This is a genomic window from Porcincola sp. LCP21S3_C12, from assembly GCF_052118625.1.
Taxonomy (GTDB): domain Bacteria; phylum Bacillota; class Clostridia; order Lachnospirales; family Lachnospiraceae; genus Porcincola.
This window is the reverse complement of sequence record NZ_JBQKGW010000020.1, coordinates 1-24086: the sequence shown is the minus strand read 5'-3', so window position 1 is coordinate 24086 and position 24086 is coordinate 1. Positions and strand designations below refer to the sequence as shown.

The 24086-nt window shown below is 51.1% G+C and carries 21 protein-coding genes; 1 reads left to right on the top strand and 20 read right to left on the bottom strand.

The features are described from left to right. Positions 1-24: 24 nt before the first annotated feature. Together ACTQ1N_RS10345 and hcp are read right to left on the bottom strand one after the other, a co-directional pair. Complete coding sequence (locus ACTQ1N_RS10345; protein WP_441956683.1) at positions 25-891, bottom strand: PrsW family glutamic-type intramembrane protease; 867 nt, start codon at positions 889-891, stop codon at positions 25-27. Positions 892-1105: 214 nt separating this feature from the next. Next, on the bottom strand, positions 1106-2755 hold the full coding sequence (gene hcp, locus ACTQ1N_RS10340; protein WP_441956682.1) for a hydroxylamine reductase: 1650 nt from the start codon (positions 2753-2755) through the stop codon (positions 1106-1108). Positions 2756-2904: 149 nt separating this feature from the next. Between hcp and ACTQ1N_RS10335 the strand changes: the two genes are divergently transcribed. Then, positions 2905-3585: a Crp/Fnr family transcriptional regulator gene (locus ACTQ1N_RS10335; protein WP_441956681.1), complete on the top strand. Its 681-nt coding sequence runs from the start codon at positions 2905-2907 to the stop codon at positions 3583-3585. A gap of 59 nt (positions 3586-3644) precedes the next feature. On the opposite strand, the gene ACTQ1N_RS10330 is transcribed toward ACTQ1N_RS10335, so the two are convergent. The 18 genes from ACTQ1N_RS10330 to ACTQ1N_RS10245 all read right to left on the bottom strand — a co-directional run bounded on the left by ACTQ1N_RS10330 (position 3645) and on the right by ACTQ1N_RS10245 (position 23087). Continuing rightward, a complete protein-coding gene (locus ACTQ1N_RS10330; protein ID WP_441956680.1) occupies positions 3645-4394 on the bottom strand; it encodes an NUDIX hydrolase in 750 nt (249 codons plus the stop codon). A 25-nt stretch (positions 4395-4419) separates the two neighbouring features. Further along, positions 4420-5352: a hypothetical protein gene (locus ACTQ1N_RS10325; RefSeq protein ID WP_441956679.1), complete on the bottom strand. Its 933-nt coding sequence runs from the start codon at positions 5350-5352 to the stop codon at positions 4420-4422. A 42-nt stretch (positions 5353-5394) separates the two neighbouring features. Further along, the gene (locus tag ACTQ1N_RS10320; RefSeq protein ID WP_441956678.1) at positions 5395-5910 is read right to left on the bottom strand and encodes a flavin reductase; all 516 of its coding nucleotides are present in this window, start codon (positions 5908-5910) and stop codon (positions 5395-5397) included. Positions 5911-6065: 155 nt separating this feature from the next. Continuing rightward, on the bottom strand, positions 6066-6587 hold the full coding sequence (locus ACTQ1N_RS10315) for a cysteine hydrolase family protein (RefSeq protein ID WP_441956677.1): 522 nt from the start codon (positions 6585-6587) through the stop codon (positions 6066-6068). A 223-nt stretch (positions 6588-6810) separates the two neighbouring features. Continuing rightward, entirely contained in the window at positions 6811-7563 is a 753-nt protein-coding gene (locus tag ACTQ1N_RS10310; protein WP_441956676.1) for an amino acid ABC transporter ATP-binding protein, read from the bottom strand. A 19-nt stretch (positions 7564-7582) separates the two neighbouring features. After that, a complete protein-coding gene (locus tag ACTQ1N_RS10305) occupies positions 7583-8281 on the bottom strand; it encodes an amino acid ABC transporter permease (protein WP_441956675.1) in 699 nt (232 codons plus the stop codon). 16 nt (positions 8282-8297) lie between these two features. Further along, positions 8298-8843 (bottom strand): hypothetical protein, encoded by a 546-nt coding sequence (locus ACTQ1N_RS10300; RefSeq protein ID WP_441956674.1) that lies wholly within the window; start codon positions 8841-8843, stop codon positions 8298-8300. Between the two features lie 99 nt (positions 8844-8942). Beyond that, positions 8943-9824 carry a transporter substrate-binding domain-containing protein gene (locus ACTQ1N_RS10295; RefSeq protein WP_441956673.1) on the bottom strand — a complete coding sequence of 294 codons (882 nt, stop codon included), beginning with the start codon at positions 9822-9824 and terminating at the stop codon, positions 8943-8945. A gap of 295 nt (positions 9825-10119) precedes the next feature. Continuing rightward, entirely contained in the window at positions 10120-10536 is a 417-nt protein-coding gene (locus ACTQ1N_RS10290) for an EamA family transporter (RefSeq protein WP_441956672.1), read from the bottom strand. A gap of 331 nt (positions 10537-10867) precedes the next feature. Next, on the bottom strand, positions 10868-12052 hold the full coding sequence (locus ACTQ1N_RS10285; RefSeq protein WP_441956671.1) for an ATP-binding protein: 1185 nt from the start codon (positions 12050-12052) through the stop codon (positions 10868-10870). A gap of 199 nt (positions 12053-12251) precedes the next feature. Beyond that, complete coding sequence (locus tag ACTQ1N_RS10280) at positions 12252-12896, bottom strand: SGNH/GDSL hydrolase family protein (protein WP_441956670.1); 645 nt, start codon at positions 12894-12896, stop codon at positions 12252-12254. A 282-nt stretch (positions 12897-13178) separates the two neighbouring features. Continuing rightward, positions 13179-14621 carry a hypothetical protein gene (locus ACTQ1N_RS10275; protein ID WP_441956669.1) on the bottom strand — a complete coding sequence of 481 codons (1443 nt, stop codon included), beginning with the start codon at positions 14619-14621 and terminating at the stop codon, positions 13179-13181. Between the two features lie 218 nt (positions 14622-14839). Next, a complete protein-coding gene (locus tag ACTQ1N_RS10270) occupies positions 14840-15214 on the bottom strand; it encodes a DUF1622 domain-containing protein (protein ID WP_441956668.1) in 375 nt (124 codons plus the stop codon). Positions 15215-15292: 78 nt separating this feature from the next. Then, positions 15293-15775, bottom strand: coding sequence for a DUF2798 domain-containing protein (locus tag ACTQ1N_RS10265; RefSeq protein WP_441956667.1), 483 nt, complete (start codon positions 15773-15775; stop codon positions 15293-15295). Positions 15776-15927: 152 nt separating this feature from the next. Further along, entirely contained in the window at positions 15928-17175 is a 1248-nt protein-coding gene (locus ACTQ1N_RS10260) for a Wadjet anti-phage system protein JetD domain-containing protein (protein WP_441956666.1), read from the bottom strand. Positions 17176-17353: 178 nt separating this feature from the next. Next, on the bottom strand, positions 17354-20611 hold the full coding sequence (locus ACTQ1N_RS10255) for an SbcC/MukB-like Walker B domain-containing protein (RefSeq protein ID WP_441956665.1): 3258 nt from the start codon (positions 20609-20611) through the stop codon (positions 17354-17356). 164 nt (positions 20612-20775) lie between these two features. Beyond that, on the bottom strand, positions 20776-21531 hold the full coding sequence (locus tag ACTQ1N_RS10250) for a DUF4194 domain-containing protein (RefSeq protein ID WP_441956664.1): 756 nt from the start codon (positions 21529-21531) through the stop codon (positions 20776-20778). A 14-nt stretch (positions 21532-21545) separates the two neighbouring features. Next, entirely contained in the window at positions 21546-23087 is a 1542-nt protein-coding gene (locus ACTQ1N_RS10245) for a Wadjet anti-phage system protein JetA family protein (protein ID WP_441956663.1), read from the bottom strand. Positions 23088-24086 lie beyond the last annotated feature (999 nt).

Sequence of the window (24086 nt, the reverse complement as noted above, 5' to 3'; positions counted from 1 at the left end):
GGGGGCTCCCTTCAACGTCTCCTGTCAGCACGCCTCATCTCCGGGCTTCTGAAAGAACAGCAGCACAGGCAGCACCACCGCGACTGTCAGAAGCCCATTGATGAGCAGTGAATTGCTCAGCGGCGTATCGTACAGGAAATGATCAACCATCACCAGAAGAATCAGCCCGTATCCCTTCCTCCTGTGGTGTCTGCCGCTTCCCCTTGCAATCAGATAGAGTCCGGCAGCCGTAACCGCTGCATAAGCCCAGTGGGAGCCAAAGCAAGCCGAGACTCTGTCCAGCGCAGCCGGGAAAGCCTGATCTGCATTCTGAAACCCGCTGTCTGTAATATAGGACACATCCTCCTCGATCTGGAAGCCGATCCCAACGCACATGCCGATGCCCAGATACTCCTTCAGGGATCTTCTTCCGAGCACATATAGAAGAAGTCCTGTCGTCCCAAGCTTCAGAAGCTCCTCCAGAATACCGGTTCCTGCAGACCCGATCCACGCGTCTGAATAAAGATGCCCCATCAGATGGGACATCATCTCCGCAAACGCATCATTCAGGTTTCCTGCAAGAGCCGCCGGAATAAATGCCCCGCAGAAACCGGCGATCAGAAGATCCCCCTTGTGCATTTCATATTTTGAGCAGAGATATTTCATCACCAGGCAGAACGGCACAATATACACGAGCAAAAGTGGAAAAGCACTGTACACCTCCAGGTACTGCACTGCTGTTGTACGATCCCGCCCGAGAAAGTCTGATTCATTGATCACAGTGCCGAATGCGAACAGCAGGATCAGAATGCCCGCAGCGATCAGCCGGCGCCTCCGTCTCCTCGCTTCACTGCGTATGCCTGCTTGTGCGTCTGTCTGTCTCTCCATGTGAATCCCCATCTGATCATCCATAAGCGACTGCTCTCCTGTTTCTTCTTTTATTTTCGCGTCCCTCATCATGCACCTGTTTCAGAGAAATGTCAAAGCCCCCGCCGGCTGTCACCATACCCGGTGAGAGCCAGCAGGGGTTGCTGTAGTACTTATATGGAGTTCAGCTCAGCGAACACTGCCGGCTCAGCGGAACAAAGCGCCGTCGTTTGCTGATGGTCGTCATACGGAGTTCGAATCAGGCAGTCTCTCCGAAGAACAACTTCAGGTCATCATCAACCGTTCCGATTCCGGCGATGCCAAAGTTGTCAACCAGAACCTTTGCAACGTTCGGGGACAGGAAGCCCGGAAGCGTCGGTCCAAGATGAATATTCTTCACGCCGAGATACAGCAGCGCCAGCAGAACGATGACAGCCTTCTGCTCATACCATGCAATGTTGAACGCGATCGGAAGATCGTTGATATCGTCCAGTCCGAAGATTTCCTTGAGCTTCAGGGCGATCAGTGCAAGAGAATAGGAATCATTGCACTGGCCTGCATCAAGCACGCGCGGGATCCCATTGATATCGCCAAGGTTCAGCTTGTTGTACTTGTACTTTGCGCATCCTGCAGTCAGGATGACAACATCCTTCGGCAGCTTCTTGGCAAACTCGGTATAGTACTCTCTGGACTTCATGCGGCCGTCGCAGCCTGCCATGACGACAAACTTGCGGATCGCACCGGACTTAACCGCATCGACAACCTTATCCGCCAGCGCAAACACCTGCTCATGCGCGAAACCGCCGACAATGCTTCCGGTTTCGATTTCCTTCGGCGGCTGGCAGGTCTTTGCCTGCTCAATGATCGCAGAGAAATCCTTCACCTCACCATACGCGCCATCGATATGACGGCATCCCGGATAGCCTGCAGCGCCGGTTGTCCACAGTCTGTCCTTGTAGCTATCAGCCGGCGGCACGACGCAGTTGGTTGTCATCAGGATCGGGCCATTGAAGGACGCAAACTCCTCCTTCTGCTTCCACCATGCATTGCCGTAGTTGCCTGCAAAGTGCTTGTACTTCTTGAATGCCGGATAATAGTGAGCCGGAAGCATCTCAGAGTGCGTGTAGACATCCACTCCTGTTCCCTCGGTCTGCTCAAGCAGCTGTTCCAGATCCTTCAGGTCATGACCAGAAACAAGGATGCCCGGATTGCTGCGAACACCGATATCTACCGTGGTAATCTCCGGATTGCCATACGCGCCTGTATTCGCAGCATCCAGAAGTGCCATGCCATCAACGCCATACTTGCCGGTCTCCAGCGTCAGGGCAACAAGATCATCCACTGTCAGGGAATCGTCCAGTGTCTTTGCAAGCGCCTTCTGAATGAACGCATCAATCTCTTCATTGTCCTGAAGAAGCGCATTCGCATGCTTCGAGTATGCAGCAAGTCCCTTCAGGCCATAGGTGATCAGCTCTCTCAGGCTGCGGATGTCTTCATTTTCTGTAGCCAGGACACCGACCTTGTCAGATGCTGCCTTCTCTTCATACTCGCTTCTGTCGCCATTCCAAAGTGCTGCATCCGGAAGGCCGCTGCGATCTGTGAGCTGCTGAAGAAGCTCCTCCTTCGTCACGAGCGTCTTTGCCACCCTGTCTGCAATCGCATCCTTGTCAAAATTCGCATTGGTAATCGTTGTAAAGAGATTCACCGTAACCAGATGGTTGACATCGCTCTTCACAGCCTTGCCTTCCTCGCGAAGCCTTGTCGTCACGCAGGACAATCCCTTTGTGACATAGATCAGCAGATCCTGCATCCGTGCGACCTCTGGCTTCTTTCCGCAGACACCGGACACTGTGCATCCTGTTCCCCTTGCTGTTTCCTGACACTGGTAACAAAACATCTTATCGCACATCTTTTTTCCTCCAAATCATCTCAGCGAAACGCATCCGCTTTTGTATCCTTCCTACGGTTCCTCAAGTCTTTCCTTTCTTGACCTGTTGACCATAGATTACTATACTTTTCATTACATAGACGTTGTTACGACAACATGTGAGGATAAATATGGACATTCAAATGCTTTCTGCAACCCCTCTGTTCCATGGCATCCGCGAAGGCGAAATCCGCCAGATGCTTTCATGCCTCGGAACACATGAAAAAGCTTATAAGAAAAACGAGCTGATTCTCCGAGCCGGGGATCCGGTTCATGAAATCGGCATGGTGGAATCCGGAAGCGTCAACATCGTCGTTAACTTCTACTGGGGGAGCAGCAACATCTTCGGCCATATCGAACAGGGCCGGATCTTTGCGGAGAATTACGCTGCCATTCCAGGCAAAGAGCTGCTCTGTGATGTCGTCGCTGCTGAGCCGTGCCGGATTCTTTTCCTCGACTTGAACAAGCTTCTGAATGTCTGCCAGAATGGATGCAGCTTTCATGAGCGGCTCGTTCACAACCTGGTTCGGATTCTGGCCCAGAAAAGTCTGAATCTGTCCAGCCGGATGATGCACATCGCCCCGAAGTCCCTCCGCGGGCGCCTCCTCTCCTACCTGTCCGAGCAGGCACTCATCCACGGAAGCACGCACTTTGCAATCTCCTTCGACAGGCAGCAGCTCGCAGATTATCTCAGCGTCGACAGAAGCGCCCTCTCCAATGAGCTGAGCAAAATGCAGCGGGAGGGACTGATTTCCTATAAGAAGAATGTCTTCACGCTGAACAAGGAAGCACAGATGGCGGATTCCCTGTAAACGCCGCGATGGAGACCCTGCAGGTTTGACGGCAGTGCCTGTCTGCCATGGCCTGTCTGTCAGGAAAGGACGCGCTGCGCCAGCAGATAAGCCATCACATGGACACTCTGCTGGAACTTTCCGGCCTGGATCAGATGCTCGATCTCCTCTCCGGTCAGCAGCTCCGCCTCCAGATCCTCTGTCTCATCCAGACGCTGCCCGGTAATCTTCCGGCAGTCCCTGGCCAGATAGACATGGGCGTAGTTATCCGCTACTGTCGCGTTGGAAGGAATCGTAATCAAATGTGTCCATTTGTCCGACACGTACCCTGTCTCCTCCTCCAGCTCTCTCTTCGCGCAGATCAGAGCATCCTCCATCTCAGTGTCCCCGCCGTATGTCGATTCTGCCCCCTCTGAGCCCTCCGTTTTCCGCGGCTCGATCCCTCCTGCCGGGAACTCGGTTGTAACCTCCCCGATTCCGTGCCGGAATTGGCGGACGCACAGATAACGCTCATCCTCCGTCACCGGAACGATGACGGAATAGCTTCTGCGGCTGTACTGATAAAATGGCTCAAACACTCTCCCGTCCGGATAGCGGTATTTCACCTTCCGGAAGTCAATCCATTCATCCTGGACGATGTGTTCCACGGAAAGCGGCGTCCAGATAAAATCCCGGTCTTTTTTCATTATAACTCCCATCCTGTTGATCATCTGATCATTGCTCCACCTTGCAGTGTCCACTGCAGGATCGCGCAGCAGCGGATTCCGGTTGAAATCTGAGCCGCTCCTTCGCTGAAGAATCTCAGGCCTCACTCCTGTATTCACGCTCATTCCCGGACATGCTGGGTGGCCTCTGTCAGAACAGATCCAGCATATTATCAAGATAGACGTGCTCCCTGACATGGATCTGATATTCCGGCTTTGTCAGGTAGTACAGCAGAAACTCCAGTACCAGGGCGCTTCCAAGGCCCCGGCCTTCAATCTTGAAGTTGGAAAAGCCCATCGGCATATAGCGGTTCCGGATATCGTCCACACTGATAAAGCCAGGATTCTCCATGGCCTTCGAAAACCGGTATCCCTCGTCCGCACCGGGTGACTTACAGCAAAATTCCGGCGCCGTACTGCTCAGGTTTCTTCTGCTGACGGCCTCATAGCACCTTTTTCTGTCCGTGCAGCCAAACCAGCAGCATTCGTTGCATAGAAACTCCACCTTGTCTTTCAAATGAGACTGCAGACTCCGGAGTCTGCCGAAGGCTTTGTTCAGGCGGAAGTCCGGTACTACATAGCGGAAGTCATCCCGTCTGAGTTCACCCTCAAGCTGAGAAAACTGCGTCAGCACTTTTGTGGTAGACGAAACATAGTAAAAGCCCGGATACTGCTTCTGGAGATATCCCAGAAGCAGATCCGAATGGATAATGACTCCGCTCTGAGGACTTTGTGCCTTGCTGAAGACCCCGCAGAGCCGGTTGCATCCGGCATCAGCCAGATGTTCCTTCCGAAGCAGCGAATTGCTCAGCGTCAGCCTGGCTGAAATTCCATACTCCTGTGTCAATGCAAGGACTTCCTCCGGCGCACGCTCCCCGCCGCCGACACGACCGCCGCCCCAGAGGCAGTCCGCCGGCGCGCCATAGATCGAACCGATTTCGCACCAGTCATAGAAATATTCCCTGTGTCTCCGGAATAATGGCAGAAACACCTGATACAGATCATAAAACTCAAACAACCCCGGAAGGTGGAAAAAGGCTTTGCAGCATTCTCCTGTCCTGTCCGGCTTTCTCAGCTCTTCCATGGCCTTGCGCTTCCCAGCCATCCCTTCTGTGTCCAGTAGCTTTTATCTACCTCCGAGATGCCTTTCTTCTGAAGCAGGCGTGCGGAATGAAAGCAGATCCACGACTTCCCCGATAAACATATCATGAGCTGTCTGGCCCTCATAGAACTTCTCCACGATATCCTCCGGTATACTGGCCGTCTCCAGCTTCTGCCTGAACAGCTTCCTGCAGACAAGTGTCACTTCTGCCTCTGCAAATGTCATGGTCCTGCCTGCCTCTATTGGCGTCAGTCCGGACGCATGCATCTTGTCCATGTCCCTCCCGGATTTTGACCCCAGGACGCTGAGCGTCTTTCTGCAGGACTCCGGATAGAAGCTGACCGTGAAATAATCTCCCTTTTCCATGAATTCATGCGTATAGCGGGACTCCCGTACATAGACGGTGGCAACCGGCTTTCCCCAGAGCGTACCGAGCCCTCCCCAGCTGATCGTCATGGTATTAAACTTCTCCTTGTCTCCCGCTGTCAGCAGCGCCCACTTTTTGTCAAACTGTGCAAATATATCTGTATCAAACTGCATAATCCTTTCCTTTCTGAACCCTGTTTTCTGTCACCCGGCTCCCGCAGCCATCAGCCGCAGCCATCCATGCTGACCAGCTCCTGCAGCCATCCATGCTGACCAGCTCCTGCAGCCATCCATGCTGACCGGCTCCAGCGCCAGCGGTACATACGCCTTCAGATTCCCTGAATCTGGCAGGAACGCATCGTCTCGAGCGCTGCCTCATGCTTCTGAGGCGTCACGCCTGCGCAGCAGGAAGCGTCCACGGAAATCTTCATCTCCGGAAGCACCGCCTTCAGAAGCAGTGCATTGGAAACCACACAGATGTCCGTGCAGAGTCCGGCCAGCTCGACCTCCAGTTCCTCCCGTTCTGCCATCTTCCTGACAGCCTCTGCCAGCTCAGTCGATCCAAAAGTCGGTTTGTCAAAGATGTGCCCTTCCGGAATCAGCGGAGCAACTTCTTTGCACAATTGCCATCCTTCCGTCCCTCTGATGCAGTGTCTGACCGGAAGATATCTCCCCTCCTGCGTGTCCAGGTAATTCTCCGGATGAGTATCCCTTGTCGCGTAAACATCCTCTGCCGGATAGGACTTGATCTTGCGAACAACAGCAGGGACAATCGCCACCGCTTCCTTCGTTCCAAGTGCACCATCGATAAAGTCCTTCTGCATATCAATCACGATCAGAATCTTTCGCATTTCTTGCCTCCTATGCCTCAGGGGTTGTACCTGTCACCTGACAGCTACTGTTTATTATATCCGATTCCGGACAGATAAACAGCACGAAGTGTGATCTTCGCACCCGATGATGAGCGGTCGCCTCCATAAAAAACGGCGAAGAACCTTCTCCGTTCTCCGCCGCAGATGAACCCGGGCTTTTTCAGGCAGCTCGGATAAAATCCGTGATTCATGCCTGAAGTAATCAGATATTATACGTGTAATCTCTCATCGTTCTCCGCAGGAACTGGAGTGTTCTCTCCTGTTTCGGTGCGGAAAAAAATTGTTTCGCCGGAGCTTCCTCCACGACAACGCCTTTATCCATGAACACGACCCGATCGGCCACTTCCTGCGCAAACTGCATCTCATGGGTGACAACGACCATCGTCATCCCATCCTCAGCAAGCTTTTTCATGACATCCAGAACTTCTCCTGTCAGTTCCGGGTCAAGGGCGCTGGTTGGTTCATCAAACAGGACCACGACTGGATTGGCTGCAATTGCCCTTGCAATTGCAACCCGCTGCTGCTGTCCGCCTGAAAGCTGCGCCGGATAATAATCCGCCCGATTTAGCATTCCAACCCTTGAAAGCATCTCCCTGGCGATCTTCTCCGCATCACTTTTGGGAACCTTCCGGGCAATCGAGAGCCCGCTCATAACATTCCCAAGCGCAGTTCGATTCGCAAACAGGTTGAAAGACTGAAAGACGAACCCCATGTGCATACGGAGCTGATGGATTTCTCTGCGTCCAATCTTCTCCATCTCATAATGGCTTCCGTCAAAAATCATTTCCCCGGAATCCGCTTTTTCCAGAAAGCTTGTACAGCGGAGCATCGTCGTCTTGCCCGATCCGGAAGATCCCAGAACTGCCACGACCTCCCCTCGGTCGACCTTGATGTCAATGCCCTTCAGTACCTGGTTGGAACCAAAGGACTTGTATAGATTTTTTACTTCCAGCATCCTTCCGCCATTCCTTCCATCAGTCTGCCACCGGCGCGCCAACCATTTTTTCCTCCGGCGTCTTCCACACCAGCTTCTTCTCCAGCCATCCCTGAAGCCCTGTCAGAACGGTGCAGAAGATCAAATAAATCACTGCTGCCTCACAGTACAGGGCGAAGGGCTCAAATGTCCTGGCCGCTATCTGCTGGGCAGCCGTAAAGAGTTCTATGACCGTGATGCTTGAAGCGAGTGACGTGTCCTTCACAAGACCAATCAGGGAATTGAAGAGCGGCGGGAAGGCAATGGGGAACGCCTGCGGCAGTACCACATGGATCATTATCTGGGGGTATGTCATTCCGACCAGAGCCGCCGCCTCGCTCTGCCCTGCCGGAACTGCCTGAATTGCAGACCTCAGAACCTCCGCGTTATAGGCGCCAAGATTCATTCCGAATGCAATCACTGCTGCCGGGAATGCGTCCAGCATCACGCCCAGGCCCGGCAGTCCGAAGAAAATGATAAACAGCTGCACAAGAAGAGGAGTCCCACGAAAGATCCAGATGTATATCTTTGCGATCTGGTTTAAAACCGGAACCTTCGCAACCTGAATCAATGCCAGCGCCAGCGCAATGGCAAATCCCACGGCAAAAGATGCCAGTGTCAACGGGATCGTCATACGAAGACCCGGGATCAGAATTTTCGGGAAGGAATCAATCAGAATCTTGATCAAGCGATCACTCATACCAGTCTCCTGCTTCTCACAAATCAACCTTCAGGATGTCATTGACATAGTTGTTCGCAACCATCATGACGCCCATGGCTGTGAGGACAACCATAATCTCTTCTGCCTTCTCCTCATCCACCGGTTCCCCGTCTTTTCCGCCATTTTTCAGAAACTCATCCTTCAGCGCGAAGAACTCTTCATCCGTGATTTCCTTCGGCGCATGTCCGACCTTTTTCCCGAAGTTCATCAGCATTTCCTGTCTGTGCGTCAGGTGAAAATGCTTCGGATCGATGCCATGCTCCTCCCGGAGCAGCCTGCTGAAGTATGTTGTGCAGACCAGGCAGTCATTTGAAACCGACACAGCATATTCAAACAGATCCCCGTCCAGCTTTCCAATCAGTTTCTGCAGGTCATCATCAAGCGCATAGGAGGCAACCTCCACCGCGTTAAACGCATTCACATTGTGAAGAAGCGTTCTTTTTTCATTCGTAATCTTCCGTCCTTCCGCAATATGCTTCCAGATCGCCGCCTTCACTTCCGCCGGCGCTGTTTCCGGATTAATCTGTGATATTCTTCCCATCGTCATCACCCTCTGTGTCTGGTCATTCTGTCCGACTGCCTCATCGGCAGTCCCGTCTGCCGCTCATGTTGTCTGATCCTTCTCTTGTACAAAGGATTCTTACTCCGCCGCTGTCAAACCCTCTGTGTCTGCTTCCGAAGCGCCCTCCGTTTCTGCTTCTGTACCAGACCCGGAAGCCTCCTTCTTTCCCCCGATTGAATCGTAGTCTATGACATCCGCATCAAAATACTTCTCTGAAAGCTTTCCAAGCTCCCCGTCTTTTTTCAGTGTATTCAGTGCGCCATTGATCGCTTCATTCAGATCGGTTCCCTTCTTTGTCGGAATCGCAAACTGGTCTACATCATCCTTATTCCCGTCAATCGTAAATGCGATTTTCAGATCTGCATCCGGGTGTTCCTTCATATAAGGTCCAAACTGAACATCCTCCAGCAAAGTGAAGTCTGCCCTTCCGCTGGTGATCAGATCAAAAGCCTGCTGCATGGTATCGATCGGTACAATCGTCGCTCCAAGCGCTTCCAGCTGATCTGCATATTCCGTCGTAATATTCTCAGCCACCTTCTTACCCTTCAGGTCGTCCAGTGACTTGATCGAATCATTATCGCCCTTTACGATGACATGGCGATAAAGGGAAACATACGGATCGGTAAAGTCATACTTTTTCTTCCGTTCATCTGTCACCGACACCGCGTTGATCACAGTGTCAATCCGTCCTGAATCAATGGAGGCCAGAAGAGAATCCCACTCCGATTCCACGAATTGTACCTTCAGCCCCAGCTTTTCGCCAATGGCCTTTGCCACATCAACATCGAATCCGGTCAGCTCCCCGCTGTCATCATGATAGGTGATCGGCGGATATGTCCCCTCTACACCCACCGTCAGCACACCGTCCTTTACAGTATCATATGCATATGCACTTCCCGATATGATCGCCGTCAAAGCAGCTGCTGCGGTCAGACCGACGAAAACCCTTTTTCCTCTCATGACAAAGCCCTCCTCTTTAATGCATACTTCGTTGGTATGTTTTATATGTTTTTATGGATTAGACTGTATTCTACGCACAATATATGAGTATGTCAATATGTTTTGTAATATATTCATGATGTCTGTCTCAAAATACAAAAAGTATCCCGATACGGCGACTCCGCTCATCATCGCGTGCTCCGCACCCGATGATGAGCGGTCGCCTCCATAAAAATAGCTGCCGGTACCCACGTAGAGTTCCGGCAGCTGTTCAGTCATAGAAATGCTGCTTCATTCTATCAATCTGATGACTCGCTTAGGAAATGACCATAACCAGGGTTCCCGCCGTAAGCAGAAGCATCCCGATGATCGACTTGGCATTGATCGTCTCATGCAGGAAGATAAACGCCAGAATCAACGTCAGCACGGTGCTCATCTTGTCGACCGGCACGACCTTCGAGGCCTCACCAACCTGAAGCGCCCGGTAATAGCATAGCCATGAAGCACCGGTACAGAGTCCCGACAGAATTAAAAACAGCCAGCTCTTCTTTCCGATACTTGAAAGCCCGCTTTCTGCATGCGTCAGGAATACCATCCCCCACGCCATCGCCAGCACAACAAAGGTACGGATCGCCGTTGCCAGATTCGAGTTCACGCCCTCGATTCCAACCTTTGCCAGAATCGATGTCAGTGCCGCAAAAACAGCCGAGCCAATCGCAAATAACAGCCACATACAACTCCCTCCTTCCTTCTGAAAAGACATTTTTATCGTATCATCTTGCAAACCAGTTTACAACAGAAAACAGGAATAATTACTAATAATTATCAAGAGCTGCCTCCAATGTTTTATACCTCCTACATAAAAAAAGAGCAGTGTCTACACGAAACATCTGCCCCTCATATCGATTAAGATCACTGCTCTTTCCTGCTGCTGCCTCCTGGCATAAGGCTAGGATCATATTCAGCAAGATATGGTATCCTGCCGCGAACTCTCTGAATCTCATCGTAATCCACACCGTTACCGTTGCATCCGGACAGTTCTGGGCAAGATAGTCTGCTTTTCCTTAGAGCAGATTCACAGGTATTAAATTGTTATCTGCATTAATCGGAAATGGCTTTGCAGCCATGCAGATAATCCCTCCTGGCCCGATTTCCTTTCCGCTTTTAGCAAGCAGCGAAAAAGCTCTGATTACTTTGGGATCAGGAGAGGCTGCACGCTTGATCTCAAACGGATGCAGCTGTCCATCCATTTCCAGAGCCAGGTCAATTTCTTTCTGATTTGTATCCCTGTAGAAATTCAGATTGATCTTCTTCTCACCGTAAGAAGAATTGCGAAGCATCTCAGAGACAACATAATTCTCGAGATAATGGCCGGATGCCGCACCATTCAAAAGTGTATCCCGGCTGGTCCATGAAGACAGGAAAGCACATAAACCGGTATCGCAAAAGTACAGCTTCGGCGTTTTTATCATGCGCTTCAGCTCATTGTTATAGTAGGGTTCCAGAAGAAAGATAATACCCATCGTCTGAAGCACTTTTGCCCATTCCTTTGCTGTTGCACCAGACACCCCGGCAGCATTTCCCAGATCATTATAATTAACAAGCTCTCCGGAAAATGCAGCGCAGGCTCTTAGAAATTTCCTAAATCCTTCTGTATCCAGAATTCCATTGTCATCCACTGCATCTCTCATGAGATAGGCATCAATGTAAGAATTCCAGTATTCTCTTCGAATTTCGGCATCCATCGATATCATATCCGGCATGCCGCCTTCCCATATGCGGGAATATACATCCAGGATGTTGTTATCCGGAAGATCCTTCTTTCTCTGTAGAAGCGAAGAAAGACTGTAGCTATCCGGAATGTCATCCGGCCTGCCTTCCAGCTCCTTTGCTGACAAGCTGTACATCTTCAGGATTCCGATCCTGCCTGCCAGCGAATCTCCTGCCTGCTTCATCAGCTTTTTACTCTGAGAGCCCGTCAGCCAGAAACGGCCTCTCTCTTCACTCTCATCACAGAGGATCTTGATCTGCTCAAACAGGGCTGGAGCCTTCTGGACTTCATCGATGAGGACAGGGGGCTGATACATCTGAAAAAACAGCTTCGGGTCATGGTTTGCAAGCTCCCGCACATCGCCGTCATCCATGGACACATAGGTTCTACCCGAGTCTTGTGCCAGATACTTCAGCATCGTAGACTTTCCAACCTGCCTCGCCCCGGTTACCATAACCACTTTAAAGGCATGACTCATCTTAAGGAACTTTCTTTCCAGAGAACGATGGATATATGTCATGGGTACACCTCTTTTTTAGTTCAATTTGAAGTCCACTTCATATTAAACTCATTTTTGTTCTCTGTCAAAACCTATTCCTATCATATTAAACGATTTAAATCGATTCCAGTCTTGCTTCGAAGATTCTCCAGAATCGTATTCATCTATTTTCCTGTCTTTAAGAGATCGCAGGAACTATTACTCTTTTAAAATACGGCGTCCACCACTCCAGATAGCCCTCCCTGGTCGGATGAATCGGATCCGCCATATACCGGCTCCGCTGCCCGGCTGTGATGTCATTGAAAACCGAATCGTTCCACAGGTCGATCAGCGCAATGTCCCACTTGCGCCGGATCGTCTGCAGTAGTCCGACCATGGCAGCGTACTGCGCACTGTCGTATCTGGGACTTGTATAGAACGCCACAGGGCAATTCCACGTTTTCCTTGCGTAGGCAATGATATATTCGATGGCACCTGCAACCGTCTTCGTATTAAAATCTTTCATGTCATATGTGCAGCAAGCCTCTCCCAGTTCTTTCATCTGGGTGGCATCATTTGTCGAAAGCTGACACACGAACAGATCCACCTTCATCTCCGGATTCAGCTTCTTCATCCTGCAGATATAGGAATCCGGCGCATCATCCACCAGCGTTGTCCCCGAAACTGCCTCCTTCGTCACCCTGCAGCCCATCTTCTCTGCCAGAAAGTCCACAAACGAAACCCCATTCGAAGCTGCTCCGTAAGTCACAGAGCTGCCAAGGAACACGATATGCTTTCCATTCAGGGGATTATCACTTCTCATCGATCTCTTCAAGTCTGTCATGATTATCCACTTTCCGTTCTTCTTTGTTCTGAAATTTTTCGTTCATAGTCAGCCATCTTGTGCAAGCAAACTGCCGTCATTGTTTTATCGACGGCAGTCACTTTTCATTAGAGCAGGCTCACTTGTATCATGGTCGAGCAGAATCAAACTCCGCTCTCATACCCCAGCCAGGAGTTGCTGCACAGGCTGACCTCATGGTGTTGATGTCCATGATTCCTTTTTCGTACCGGCCCATACTGGAACCCACAGGTATTCTCTGTCAATGCGAACCTTCATACGAATTCACTTCTCCTCTTCTGTCAGTATTTCACAATCCTTTACACAGATTCCGCCATCTGCCGCAAACAGTCCAAGTCTGCGGTTCTTCCAATTGTACATCCGGAATCCGAACGCGACATCCCGATCAATGTATAAGACTGCCAGGCTTCCCTGTATATAAAGTTCAAGCTGATAAGTTTTCCCCGGGGTCATGCGGAAAGGCCGTTCCATCTCAACCGCATAAGGGAACATCTGGCCTCCCTGCTCATACATCCGGAGCCCAGAACGAAATTCGATCCGTGAAAAATCCGGTTCAAACATCAGATAATAACCAAAGTCGAACCGTTCGTCTACCTGTAGCGCCAGGCCGAAGGACCGAGGCGTCCCCTCATAACGAATTGAAGCTCTGATACAGCATTGCTCCGGAATCTGAAGAGAACCGATTGCAGCGGAATAGCCTTCCTGCGCAAAGCATGATGCCTTTCCCGCCTCCATCGTCCATTGCCCTGTCAGCGGTGTGAATGAATCCGTTTTTTTTGCCGTAAATGCCTCTGCCACGCTTTCAACAGGCCTGGTTCCAAGGCTTCCGTCTTCATGCTGCACAAGCTGGTGCGTCACGATGGATCCTCCCCAGTTCCAGCTCTTATAATCCGCTCCAAAATCGGTTCCCGGATCGAACCCCCAGCCATTTTCACCCCTTGTCGGATTCCAGCCGAAAATATAGCGGTTCTTTCCATCTGTCCCGGTCTTAGCCGCATAGAAAGCCCTTCCGTCAAAGGTATCTCTTTCCGGCCTGATCCACGGTCCGGAAAGGCTGCGGCTCATCCGGTAATAGGTTGCAAATCCGTCCGTATAACTGGAAAATACCAGGTAATACCAGTCCCCCATGCGGAATAGATCCGGACATTCGTAAGCTCCCTGGTGCATATGCGGAGAATACAGCGGCTTCTGATAAGTCCAGTGTGAAAGGTCTTTTGATTTGCAGAGTGCAACGCATCCATTGCGCTCTGTCCTTCCGTTTTCTCTTGCTGCAAGAAGCATCCACCAGCAGGAATCCTCTTCATTCCAGAAAACAAACGGGTCTCTCCAGTCGCTCATGCGGTATATTGTTCCGTCCGGCCCGAACTTTTCCTCCGGGATATCTTTCCAGTGTACCAGGTCGATGCTGGTTGCATGGCGTGCCCACTGAGCAGCCGGATCTCGGTCAAACGTACAATAGAACATATGGTACAGGCCATCTACGCAGATTACCGAACCCGTTCCTCCCTGGATTTTGGTCGGTGTTTCCACATATGTGCGGAGATCCTCCGTCACAATCCGGTACCACCCATGGAAAGCCAGATCTTTTGGCGCATCCGGGTTCCAGTTTTTCAGATAGTAATTCTCGAACCGCTTTGTCCTCTCGTTATAAAATGGGATGACATCCCCGGTCTTGGCATATTCTGGTGTGTAAAATAATTGTCTCATGTGCTCTGCCTCCATTCTGTCTGCTCTCTATATGATCCCTGATGACGACAGCCTGCTCCGTGTAAATGCCCCTGAACGATAGAAAGGCTCCGAAGAACATCCAGGTCATTTCTGACATTGCATTCTCCGAAGCCTTGAAAATCTACTGTCTGTCTTATGAGTCTGTATTCATTCGGGCACTCATTCTATCATAGTTCATTCTCAAAAGCATCCATTGTTCAACTAATGGCATCAGTGTCGTGTTTTCGTGTCGTGTTTTCCGCCATGTCTTTCTTCTCATTCTTGATTTCCCAGTGAATCAGGAAAGTCAATACCGCGCGGAGTACAATGATAGCCCCGAGTATGCCAAGCTCAGACCATTCACGGACGACTACCGTACGGAGAACCTCGCCGCCCATCTTGAATTCCAAGGCAAGCGCTATGCCCTGCGCGAGGTCGAGACGGATATTCTTGCGGTCACGCCGTGCCCATCGAATGAATGCCCGGACGGCGGAAGTTACCAGAACGACAATGCCAAAGAACTCGAGAAGGCTCGTGCACACCTCAACAATGTTGTACATATACGTTTCGAGTTCAGTAAGGAATATTTCCATGACCGTTTTCTCCTGAAAGGAACCTGTCCGTCGATTTCATCGTGCAAAGTGATTGTAGCATATTCGATGCCTCCTTCGTCACCTTGCAGACCGTCTTTTCCGCCAGAAAGAACACAAACATCTGAAAATTCCTCTTCCTGCCGGTCCGGCAAAGAAGATCTGCCAGCAAAGCGCCATCGGAAAATTCAGCGCTGCCGTCTGAAGCCAGACTCCAGAAAGTCCTGCTTCATGGTAATTCTTGAACAGAAGCGTTGCAACGAAGCTCATGGCCGGACACATCAGGCAGACTGTCAGTGAACAGCGAATCAGCAGGATCATAATGAAAGGCATTTCGTCTGTAATAACACGCTGTGTCAACGCCATGACTGGACGTTCCATGACAAACAGTTCCAGGCCAATGGCCACTGGCCACATGATGCGAAGTTCACCAAATGCCATCAGGAAAACGATATCCTTCATTCCGCCAATATTGAGCGCAATGTTGTAGCAAATCATCGCATAGACCATCAGAAAGGCCATGATAACTGTAAACACAAAGTTTTCAAGCTTATTTTCAGGCATAGAAAAACACTCCTTCCGGTGTTGTGAGGACGTGTTGTTCGTTATCACCAGAAGAAGTGTACGTTTCCAATTATACCGTATGAAAATTGAATCGGTTTATAATACCATGTTACGACGTCGGGTGCAAATTCTTTTTCCTCCCTTCACATGCCTTACAACGCTTCCTTCCAGCTGATGATTTCCTGCTCGAGCTTTTCATCGTGATCGAGCATATAGAGCAGAATTTCACGATACTTTCCTGCCTGTATCAGGTTTTCCGCCTTTTTCCGGTCATTCGCATTCAATTTCTTCGTAAAGGCATGGTACTTCTCCAGATAAGTCAGATCCATCCGGAAGGCCTTGAAGTCGATTCCTGTCTTGTTTCTCAGGTTCTCCAGAATACAGAACCCATCCGGATCCAGGTCGCCAAAATGAAGCCATCGGCGTACGTCCGGGTTTTGGCTGTGTATCTGCATCAAAAATTTCTGGCGGGCATGATTGTGGTAACCGGCAAGATACAGCTGGAATGCATCTGTCTGCAGTCGGTTGTAGGAGGTCAGATTCTCGATCGTCAGAATCGCGTCCGCCTGTACACGGATGGTCACGATATCCGAAAGGCAGTCTGACCGTACAGCAATCGGGGTACCCGCCTTCAACTCCAGGCGGGCGCCGTTTCGAAAGACAAGCTCCCCATCCCCGTTGAAATTGATATAGGCCGGATTTTCATAAACCTCATACTCCGCAAGAATGGCCTCCTCGTATTCTTTTTTGGAGTTAAAATCCGTCTCTGCGAAATCAAAAGATCCGTATTGTTTCAGAACACGGAGCGCTTTTGACAGGACTCCGTGTTTTTCGATGTATTTGGTATCGCCAAACAGCGAGATGGAAAGTTCCCGGCAGAGAATATTTCCACGGTTATTAACAATGGCATCCACCGTCTGCATGACATTTTCTGCCACGTCCGGCTCAAACCAGGCATTTTTATCTGCATGTAGAAGCGCTTCCTGATCACGGACGTAGGCATCCAGGACAGAATCTTTCCTCTGATACCGCTCATAGAGATCCACCTGCCCGGCATGCAGCTCTCTTCTGGGCTTTCTGCCGGCAAGCTCATAGAGCGCCGGTTCAACAGCAGCGGCCGCTATACGGAATGCACAAAACTCATCTTTAATTCTTTTGTCTTTATACTGGATCCGGATCGGTGTAAGCTGTTCCAGCTTTCTCATGGATACCTCAAAGGCCTGAAGCTCCTGAAGGTTCACACTATCCTGCTCATATGCCGGGAAGATGTCCGTAACCGGAATCCGGATGTTCTGATTACACTTTGCTTCGCCCCGGTATGTTCCCGTGCGCTCATAGGCATCGATCATTTTACCGATTAAATATTTCTGCCAGCTGTCCAGCCCAGTCTCCGCCTTCATCCATCCTCCTCAGTATTCCGCTTACTCCTGGCCGTGCTGCCGACATCCATCGATCCGTACCTGCCCCTTGCAGCGCAGCATCCTGTTTTTCCGCGCTGCGGACATCCATCGATCCGTGTCTGTATTCCGCCTGTACCTCGCTTCATGATACCCGGGCCCCCGTACTGGCGGTTATCCGTCAACGTGCCTGCATGTCGATGACATCCGCCTTCCGGTTCTTCTTGACGACTGTCACAGTCGTGTCCACGTACGGCGCAATGTTGTGCATCGTCTTGTCCGGTGCGGCGTAGACCACCTGCAGGCCATTATCATTGAAGTAATCAATCATACTGCGGATCCGGTCTTCGTCCATGGCAGCGAACGCCTCATCAATAAAGGCAATTCTCAGGCAGCAGGCATCACGCCGGTAACTTGTCATAAGTGCTGCCGTCAGCAGGATAAAGTAGGGCGTCTGCTTTCCTCCGCCCGAATAGATGCCTTGTGACCTGGACAGGTAAGCTGTGTGCTGTCCGTCGTTGATGAAAAAATCATAGGTATAGTAATTCCGGTAGTCCGTATACTCGGTAACATCATCTGCATTCAAAACTGTATCCCGGAAGGTTTCAAATGCATCTGCGATTCCCTGTTCCTGCATGAAGTTGCTGTTCATGTTCAGATACAGCTCCAGATTATCTGCCGACCCGAGTTCATCAATCTTCTGCGCGATCGTAAAAAACGCCTTCATATCCGCGCTGCTTCTGGCTTTCATGATCAGTGAATAATTCTTGTCGCCGAACTTGTGTGCCTTCAGCATGGCATTGATGGCATCTTTCTGGTCCCGCATGCTGCGGATTCTGGAATACACCACTTCCACAAAATCCCGCATGAACGTGTCAGAGATCGTCTGCGCCTTCGCTTCAATCTTGTTTTTTGTCTCCTCGATGTCCTTCGTTCGAAGCTCGTCCAGCCGGGCAATGTAATTCTTCGCGCCGTTTTTGTCCGCGATGTAACCGGCATGGCTGGCATTATACCGGAACATAGCTTCCAGCATACTGTTCGTCGCCTCCGAAAGCTGACGGTTCACCTCCTGGATCGCCCTCAGGATGCTGCCTTCTATGTTGTTCTTCTGTTTTTCATACAATTCATCTGCCGCCCGCTTCTCCTCCGGATGGAGCGCGGCTGCCGTCTCGTAGGAATCACGAAGCGCCTGTTCGCTGCGCCTGCCGTCCTCCAGCTGCTGTTCTGACTCCTGGACTGACCGCGCGCCGGATTTCAGCTCGCTCTGGACATCCGTCAGCTCCTGCTGTGCCTGCTCTCTTTGTTCTGAAGCTGTCACATACATATTCATCAGGCGCTTTGCAGATGGATTGTTCTGAAGAGCTTTGAGATTCCGTTTTGTCTCCTCGATCTCCTCCCGGATCTTCAGCAGCATCCGTGGCGCTGTCGTATCGTAATTCTCCGGAGAGAAGCTTGCCTGAAATGCCCGTTCCGCAACTTTCGCAAAACGATCCGATTGCTCTTTCAGTGAAGCCTCCTGCCGCTGCTTTTCGTCCCGCTCCTTCTTTTTCTTCGCCAGCAGCTGCAGAATGGCATCCTTCCCAAAAACAAGATCCCGCACCGGCTTCATCTTGCTGCCGACGATCCCACGCGCCAGCATGCCGCCCGGCGTGATGGCACCCTTCGGATTGTCATTCAACGCCTGCCTGGTCTCAACACACTTCAGATTTCCGCAGGTATAGTTGATGTACTTCCGCGCATAGATGTTCGCAATCTGAAAGCGGGCAGCAAGGGAGCCTTCCGGTGCCTTCGCCGGAATGTCATCCATCTTGTTGGTCAGAACAAGATAGATTTTGTACAGATTCTTCTCATCCACAATCCGGAGCAATCCGGGAACCGCATCCGGCTCGGCAATCACGTTAAAGCGTCTGCCTCCCAGAAATGTTTCCGCCGCCATCTGCCACTTCGGGTCGATCTCGTTGACCAGGTCGCAGACAAAACGGATATCCGTCCGGATGCCGGCACGCTCCGCTTCCTTTTTCAAGATGGAGAGCTCCTCCTCCATACCGTCCGGCAGCACCTTCTTGTTCTGCTGCAGTGTCCGGATCTCTCCATTCAGCTTTTCAAGTTCCCTCCTGATATCGCGCAGCGCGTAGCCCGTTTCCTCCTTCCTCTGCTGGAAATCCCGATACAGCGAAAGACGCCTGTGCTCAAGCTCCTGCAGGGCGGAAATGGTTGCAGACTCATCCGCTGAAGCCTCCCCCGCATGGCTGATGGTTTCATAGAGCTCATCCGGTACCGTGATGTCTGTCTGGCAGCCGAACAGCGTCTGAGCTTTCTTTTTCAGCCCCCGAAGGGACAGGACAGCTTCCTCCATCGCTGCCCGGCTCTCCTCGCTCCTTCGAAGCCGTGCTTTCATCTCTTCAATCGGCCGCTGGCCTTCATGGACGGCGGTCGATGCCCTGATAAACTCCTCATCAGCCGTTTCGAACAGCTTCTGCGCTTTTCTCTCCTGTTTTTCCAGGACACGAAGTCGAGTCTTCAGATCGCTGATCTTTCTCTCAAGGACATCGTCTTCTGTCTTCTGCTTCATATACAGATACTTTTTCTGCGCAATGCCCCGGCGGGTCGCCTCCGCGTCGAGTTTCAGGACACGCAGGTACTGCTCCTCGATCTGCTGCAGGAGCCCCCTTTCCTCATTCAGCTTTTTCAGGTCTTCCGCAAGCTTCTCGAACTCCGCCTTATGCTGAAGGATGTTGTCCAGCGAGTTCTGGGCGGTTGCATCCTCCTCGAAGATGGATTCCCGCACAAACCGGTCGATATCCATCTTTTTCTTTCCGCAGGCCAGAAGCCGCCTGATCTTTCCGCGCAGCTCCCGGACGCCGCCCTGCCCCAGTCTCAGGCCGCACAGTCGGAGGAATACGGCAATCCCTTCTTCCCGCTTATAAAAGTTCAGCGGTTTCCCTCTGAACCTCAGATCCTGCCTGGCCGTGAAGGTAACCGCATTTCCATCCTTGTGGTAAAAATTGATGTCACTGATCTTCGCGCCAGGCACGACAAACCACCATGACCTGGTCTGGGTATCACCCTTGTACAACTCGATGCAGACACCCTCCGTCAGATAGCTTCCGTCTGCCGGATTGAAGACGTCCACCGCGATATAGCTGGTCACATCCTGGTCGCCGCGCAGGAACCGATCCTCATTGTCCTTCGTGTCACCCTTTACGTAAGCAATGACGGAGCGTTCATCCTCGCCCGCTCCTGCCTGGATATTGAAATCCGTGATGCCGAACACCGCATAGGTCAAGGCATCGATAATCGTCGACTTTCCAGATTCGTTTGCCCCGGTGATCAGCGCAGAATTTCTGATCTGAAAATGGGTACATGTGTAGACTGCCCAGTTTGTGATCAGGACATCCTCTACCGTTCTCGTCCGCTTCATTGCTTCCCGCTGATTCATCCCATCCCCTCCGAAATCCTGCGCTTGTTTTTTGCCGCTTTGGGCGCGAAGCTAAAATCGTCTGTGAGCCAGTGCCTGCTATCTCTGCTGCTTTCTCTGCTGCTTCCGCTGTCAAACCGCAGCCGCCTGTGACACATCACCTATTCCTTTGCCCCACTCGGCAGTCAGTCGAAGTCGTCCGGCGCCTGTGATCCTTCCGATTCCTGCTCTGCCTCAGTCTCCTGCTCGTCCGCCTCTTCCGTTTCCGACGATGCCTTGGCGTAATAATTCTGATAGCTCTCCTTTTTCTGGCGAAGCAGCGCTTCCATCGCTTTCAGATCCAGCCCGAAAAGAAGCGTCGGATACAGGACAAGCGCACAGTCCTCGTCCCCGAGCGTCCCCTTGATCTCGACCAGCGAAAAATGCTGCAAGGTCTTCAGAGCATCCTCAATCTGCGTCTTGTTGAATTCCGTCCGGAAGCCTGCCCCGACCCCGAACTGCTCCAGTGTCTTTGTCAGTTCATCCGGACGGATCAGAATCGAGCGATCCATGCTTCCGCTCATGCGCTCCATAAATATCCAGGCCAGCGCGCAGTAGATCACGCTCTCACGGATCGTAAAGATTTTCTTGTTGATCGCCGCCGTCTCCTGCGCGTCCACCTTTTCCTCCTGCCGGTCACGCAGCATGATGATGCCGTAGTCCCGGTCGAGGAACATGGTATACCCCATCGGCGCAAAGTAAGTCTCCATATGAGGTTCATTTCTCGCAAAAAAGCCAAACAGCTCTCGTTCCTTTGACCGCGTCAGAAACGTCCTGGAAAGAAGAAGACGGACACCGCGCCGCATCATCTCCTGTTCCATCGATGACAGATCCGGGTACCACTGCTCAAATGTCAGATTGTCGTCCATCCGCATCCTCCCTCTCAGGTTCGCCTGTTCCATCTCAGGCTCATCACTCACACTTCAGAAGTCTCACCGTCCGGGTCATCATCAGTCCCGGCAGACGTGGCTTCAGCCGGAACACGGTCCGTCAGTGTGAAATCCCTCAGCTGGATCTTGTCAGTCCGGATATAATGATCATCCACATATACATCCATATTGTTCGCCGGAGCGAAAGCTGCCGCCGCGACATCTGCAATCGCGTCTTCCTTTGAATCAAGCGGCAGATCCACTGCCCGTACCCGGCCCTGAATCTTATATTTTTCAGCATAGTGGCGCATCTTGTCCTTCGTGTAAGGCACATCCTTCATCCGCCGCATCTTCTCCTGCTCTTCCTGGATCTCCTCCTCTGAGAGCAGTGTCTGCTCCACTGTCCGATTCTGGATGCGGTCACGCCTTCTGGCTCCATTTTTAACAGACCCGGTTGATATGTAGTAATTCTCCAGAATCAGAAATGCGGACAGCGCAGACTGCGGGGTGTCCTCTCCAGCCGCAAAACCAGAAAGTCTCCGGATAAACTGACCGAGCACCTCCTGCGCATTGTCTGCAAGGTCCATCGTCATCTTCAGCTTCAGCCGGACAGTCATAATATACTCGACCATCTGGCTGCGGATGTCCCGGACGATGTTCGGATAACCGTCCGTCAGGAAATCCTCGATAAAGGTCACCTGCTCATAAACCCGCACGCGCGCGCCTTCCCAGGTCAGCTGTTCCTCTTTTGCAGCCTTCATGCAGTCCCTGATGAAGACTTCCTCAGTCTGCGGCGCATTCAGAAGCCTTTTCAGCATCGCTGTAATCGGTCCCCGGAACAGGGCAGCGTTCTCACTGTCCACCAGCCTCGTAAACTCACCGATAAAGTCGCCATCGATATAGTCGCCAAGATTATCCATCAGTTCCTGGAAGGACAGCCTGCCGGTTACCTTCTGTACAATCCGTTTGATGGAGCGGCGGAGCATTTTCAGCGAAGAAGCCAGCGCCTTGATGTTCGTGTAGGAATTGACAATGACAAGTGTATACGGGTTGTTATTCACCCGCTCCTTTCTGTGTCTGCTGAAGTCATCGAGCGCCAGGTACGTGTTATAGAGATAATTGGACATTTCATCCAGCTTCATGGAGGATGCCCGCCGGATGTAATCGGCCAGCATCATCCCCTGCTCGGTGATCATGTAAGTCCGACTGTAGGTTCTCGAATCAATCCCCTCTTCAATCCAGCCGACCTCCTCATCTGAGAGGTAGCTGATAACATGGCCCGCCATCCGCTCTTCCTGGGACTGCCCCTGTTCAGCAGACGCATCCACCCCGCTTTTTGAGAAGACACCGGACGGATGACCAAAGCCCGCCTGCATATCAGTCTCGTCAATAGACTGAATATGATCTGCCAGAAGCAGGCTGACGATCTCATCCTTCAGATCCTCCCGGCTGACCTGCGTCCGGTCTGCAAACAGGCTGTTGATCGCCAGCATGCACTCTGCATAAAATTCCTGCTGGCTGCCACCGTTCGTAATGGCAGCCAGCGGATTGAAAAACCGCCTCGGCAGGTTATCAAAAAGCTTCCCCATCTTCTCCCTCAGGCTCACATGACGTATCAGTCAGTTTCATTCCTGGTGCGTTATTCATTCAGTGTCGATTCATATCATTTATCGTACCACAATCATAGACCATAGACAAAAAGCAGCTTCATGATTCTAGCGGAACGTATTCTCTGCAAGGCGTTTTTTTGCGGCCTGTACCTATCTGCCCGACAGCAGTGCTGCAACACAAAAAGGGAATGCCATATGGCATCCCCTTCTGCTTCGCGCTGAAATCATCTCGCCAAGTGCCTTTTGCAATACTTTCGAACAGCTTATTTTGTGTTTCTCTACATACGTCTCCATCCACACCGGAATTGTGCGTGTTTTCTTTACCGCTTTATTCCCGAACTTGTCTGCATAAGAATCCATATCCGCTGCGCCAAACGATACAAATGATCCTTTCTGAACTTTAACTGATTTGATATCGGATCCTTTCGGAGCTTTGTTCCCATCTTCCAATTCCGTTAATATCCATCCTCACGCCGCATCAGTCGCCATATATATTACATTGCTCAGGCTGTTTCCTTCTGTAACGCATCCCGGAAAATCTGGGAACTTTACCGTGTACACGACCTCGTCATAAAAAGTGTAAAAATCACAGGATAAACCAGCTTCATTTATTGTCACTTCTTTCCTAAAAGTATAAAAAAATTGCAGCGTTTTTCAGCCTTGCCTGTTTCAATGTTGATTTGCTGTTAGCGGATTATGATCCTAGCCATGTGTTAGCACTGTATATTTTCCGAGCTTTGATGGATGTTTGTACTGTTGATACATATTTTAAATTCACACTGCTGACATGGACAGGGGCTCCTTTTCTCCGGTCACATCTGTCTTTGTAATGCTTTAATCCACCCGTCCACACATATGGGGGCTTCATTGTTATCCCGCATTTTATCTGGTCCTAAACCATACCACATTCAATCAAATTAAAAAGAGGCACAGCATAAATTATTCTGATGGATTTTACATCGGATTGCTTTATGCCGT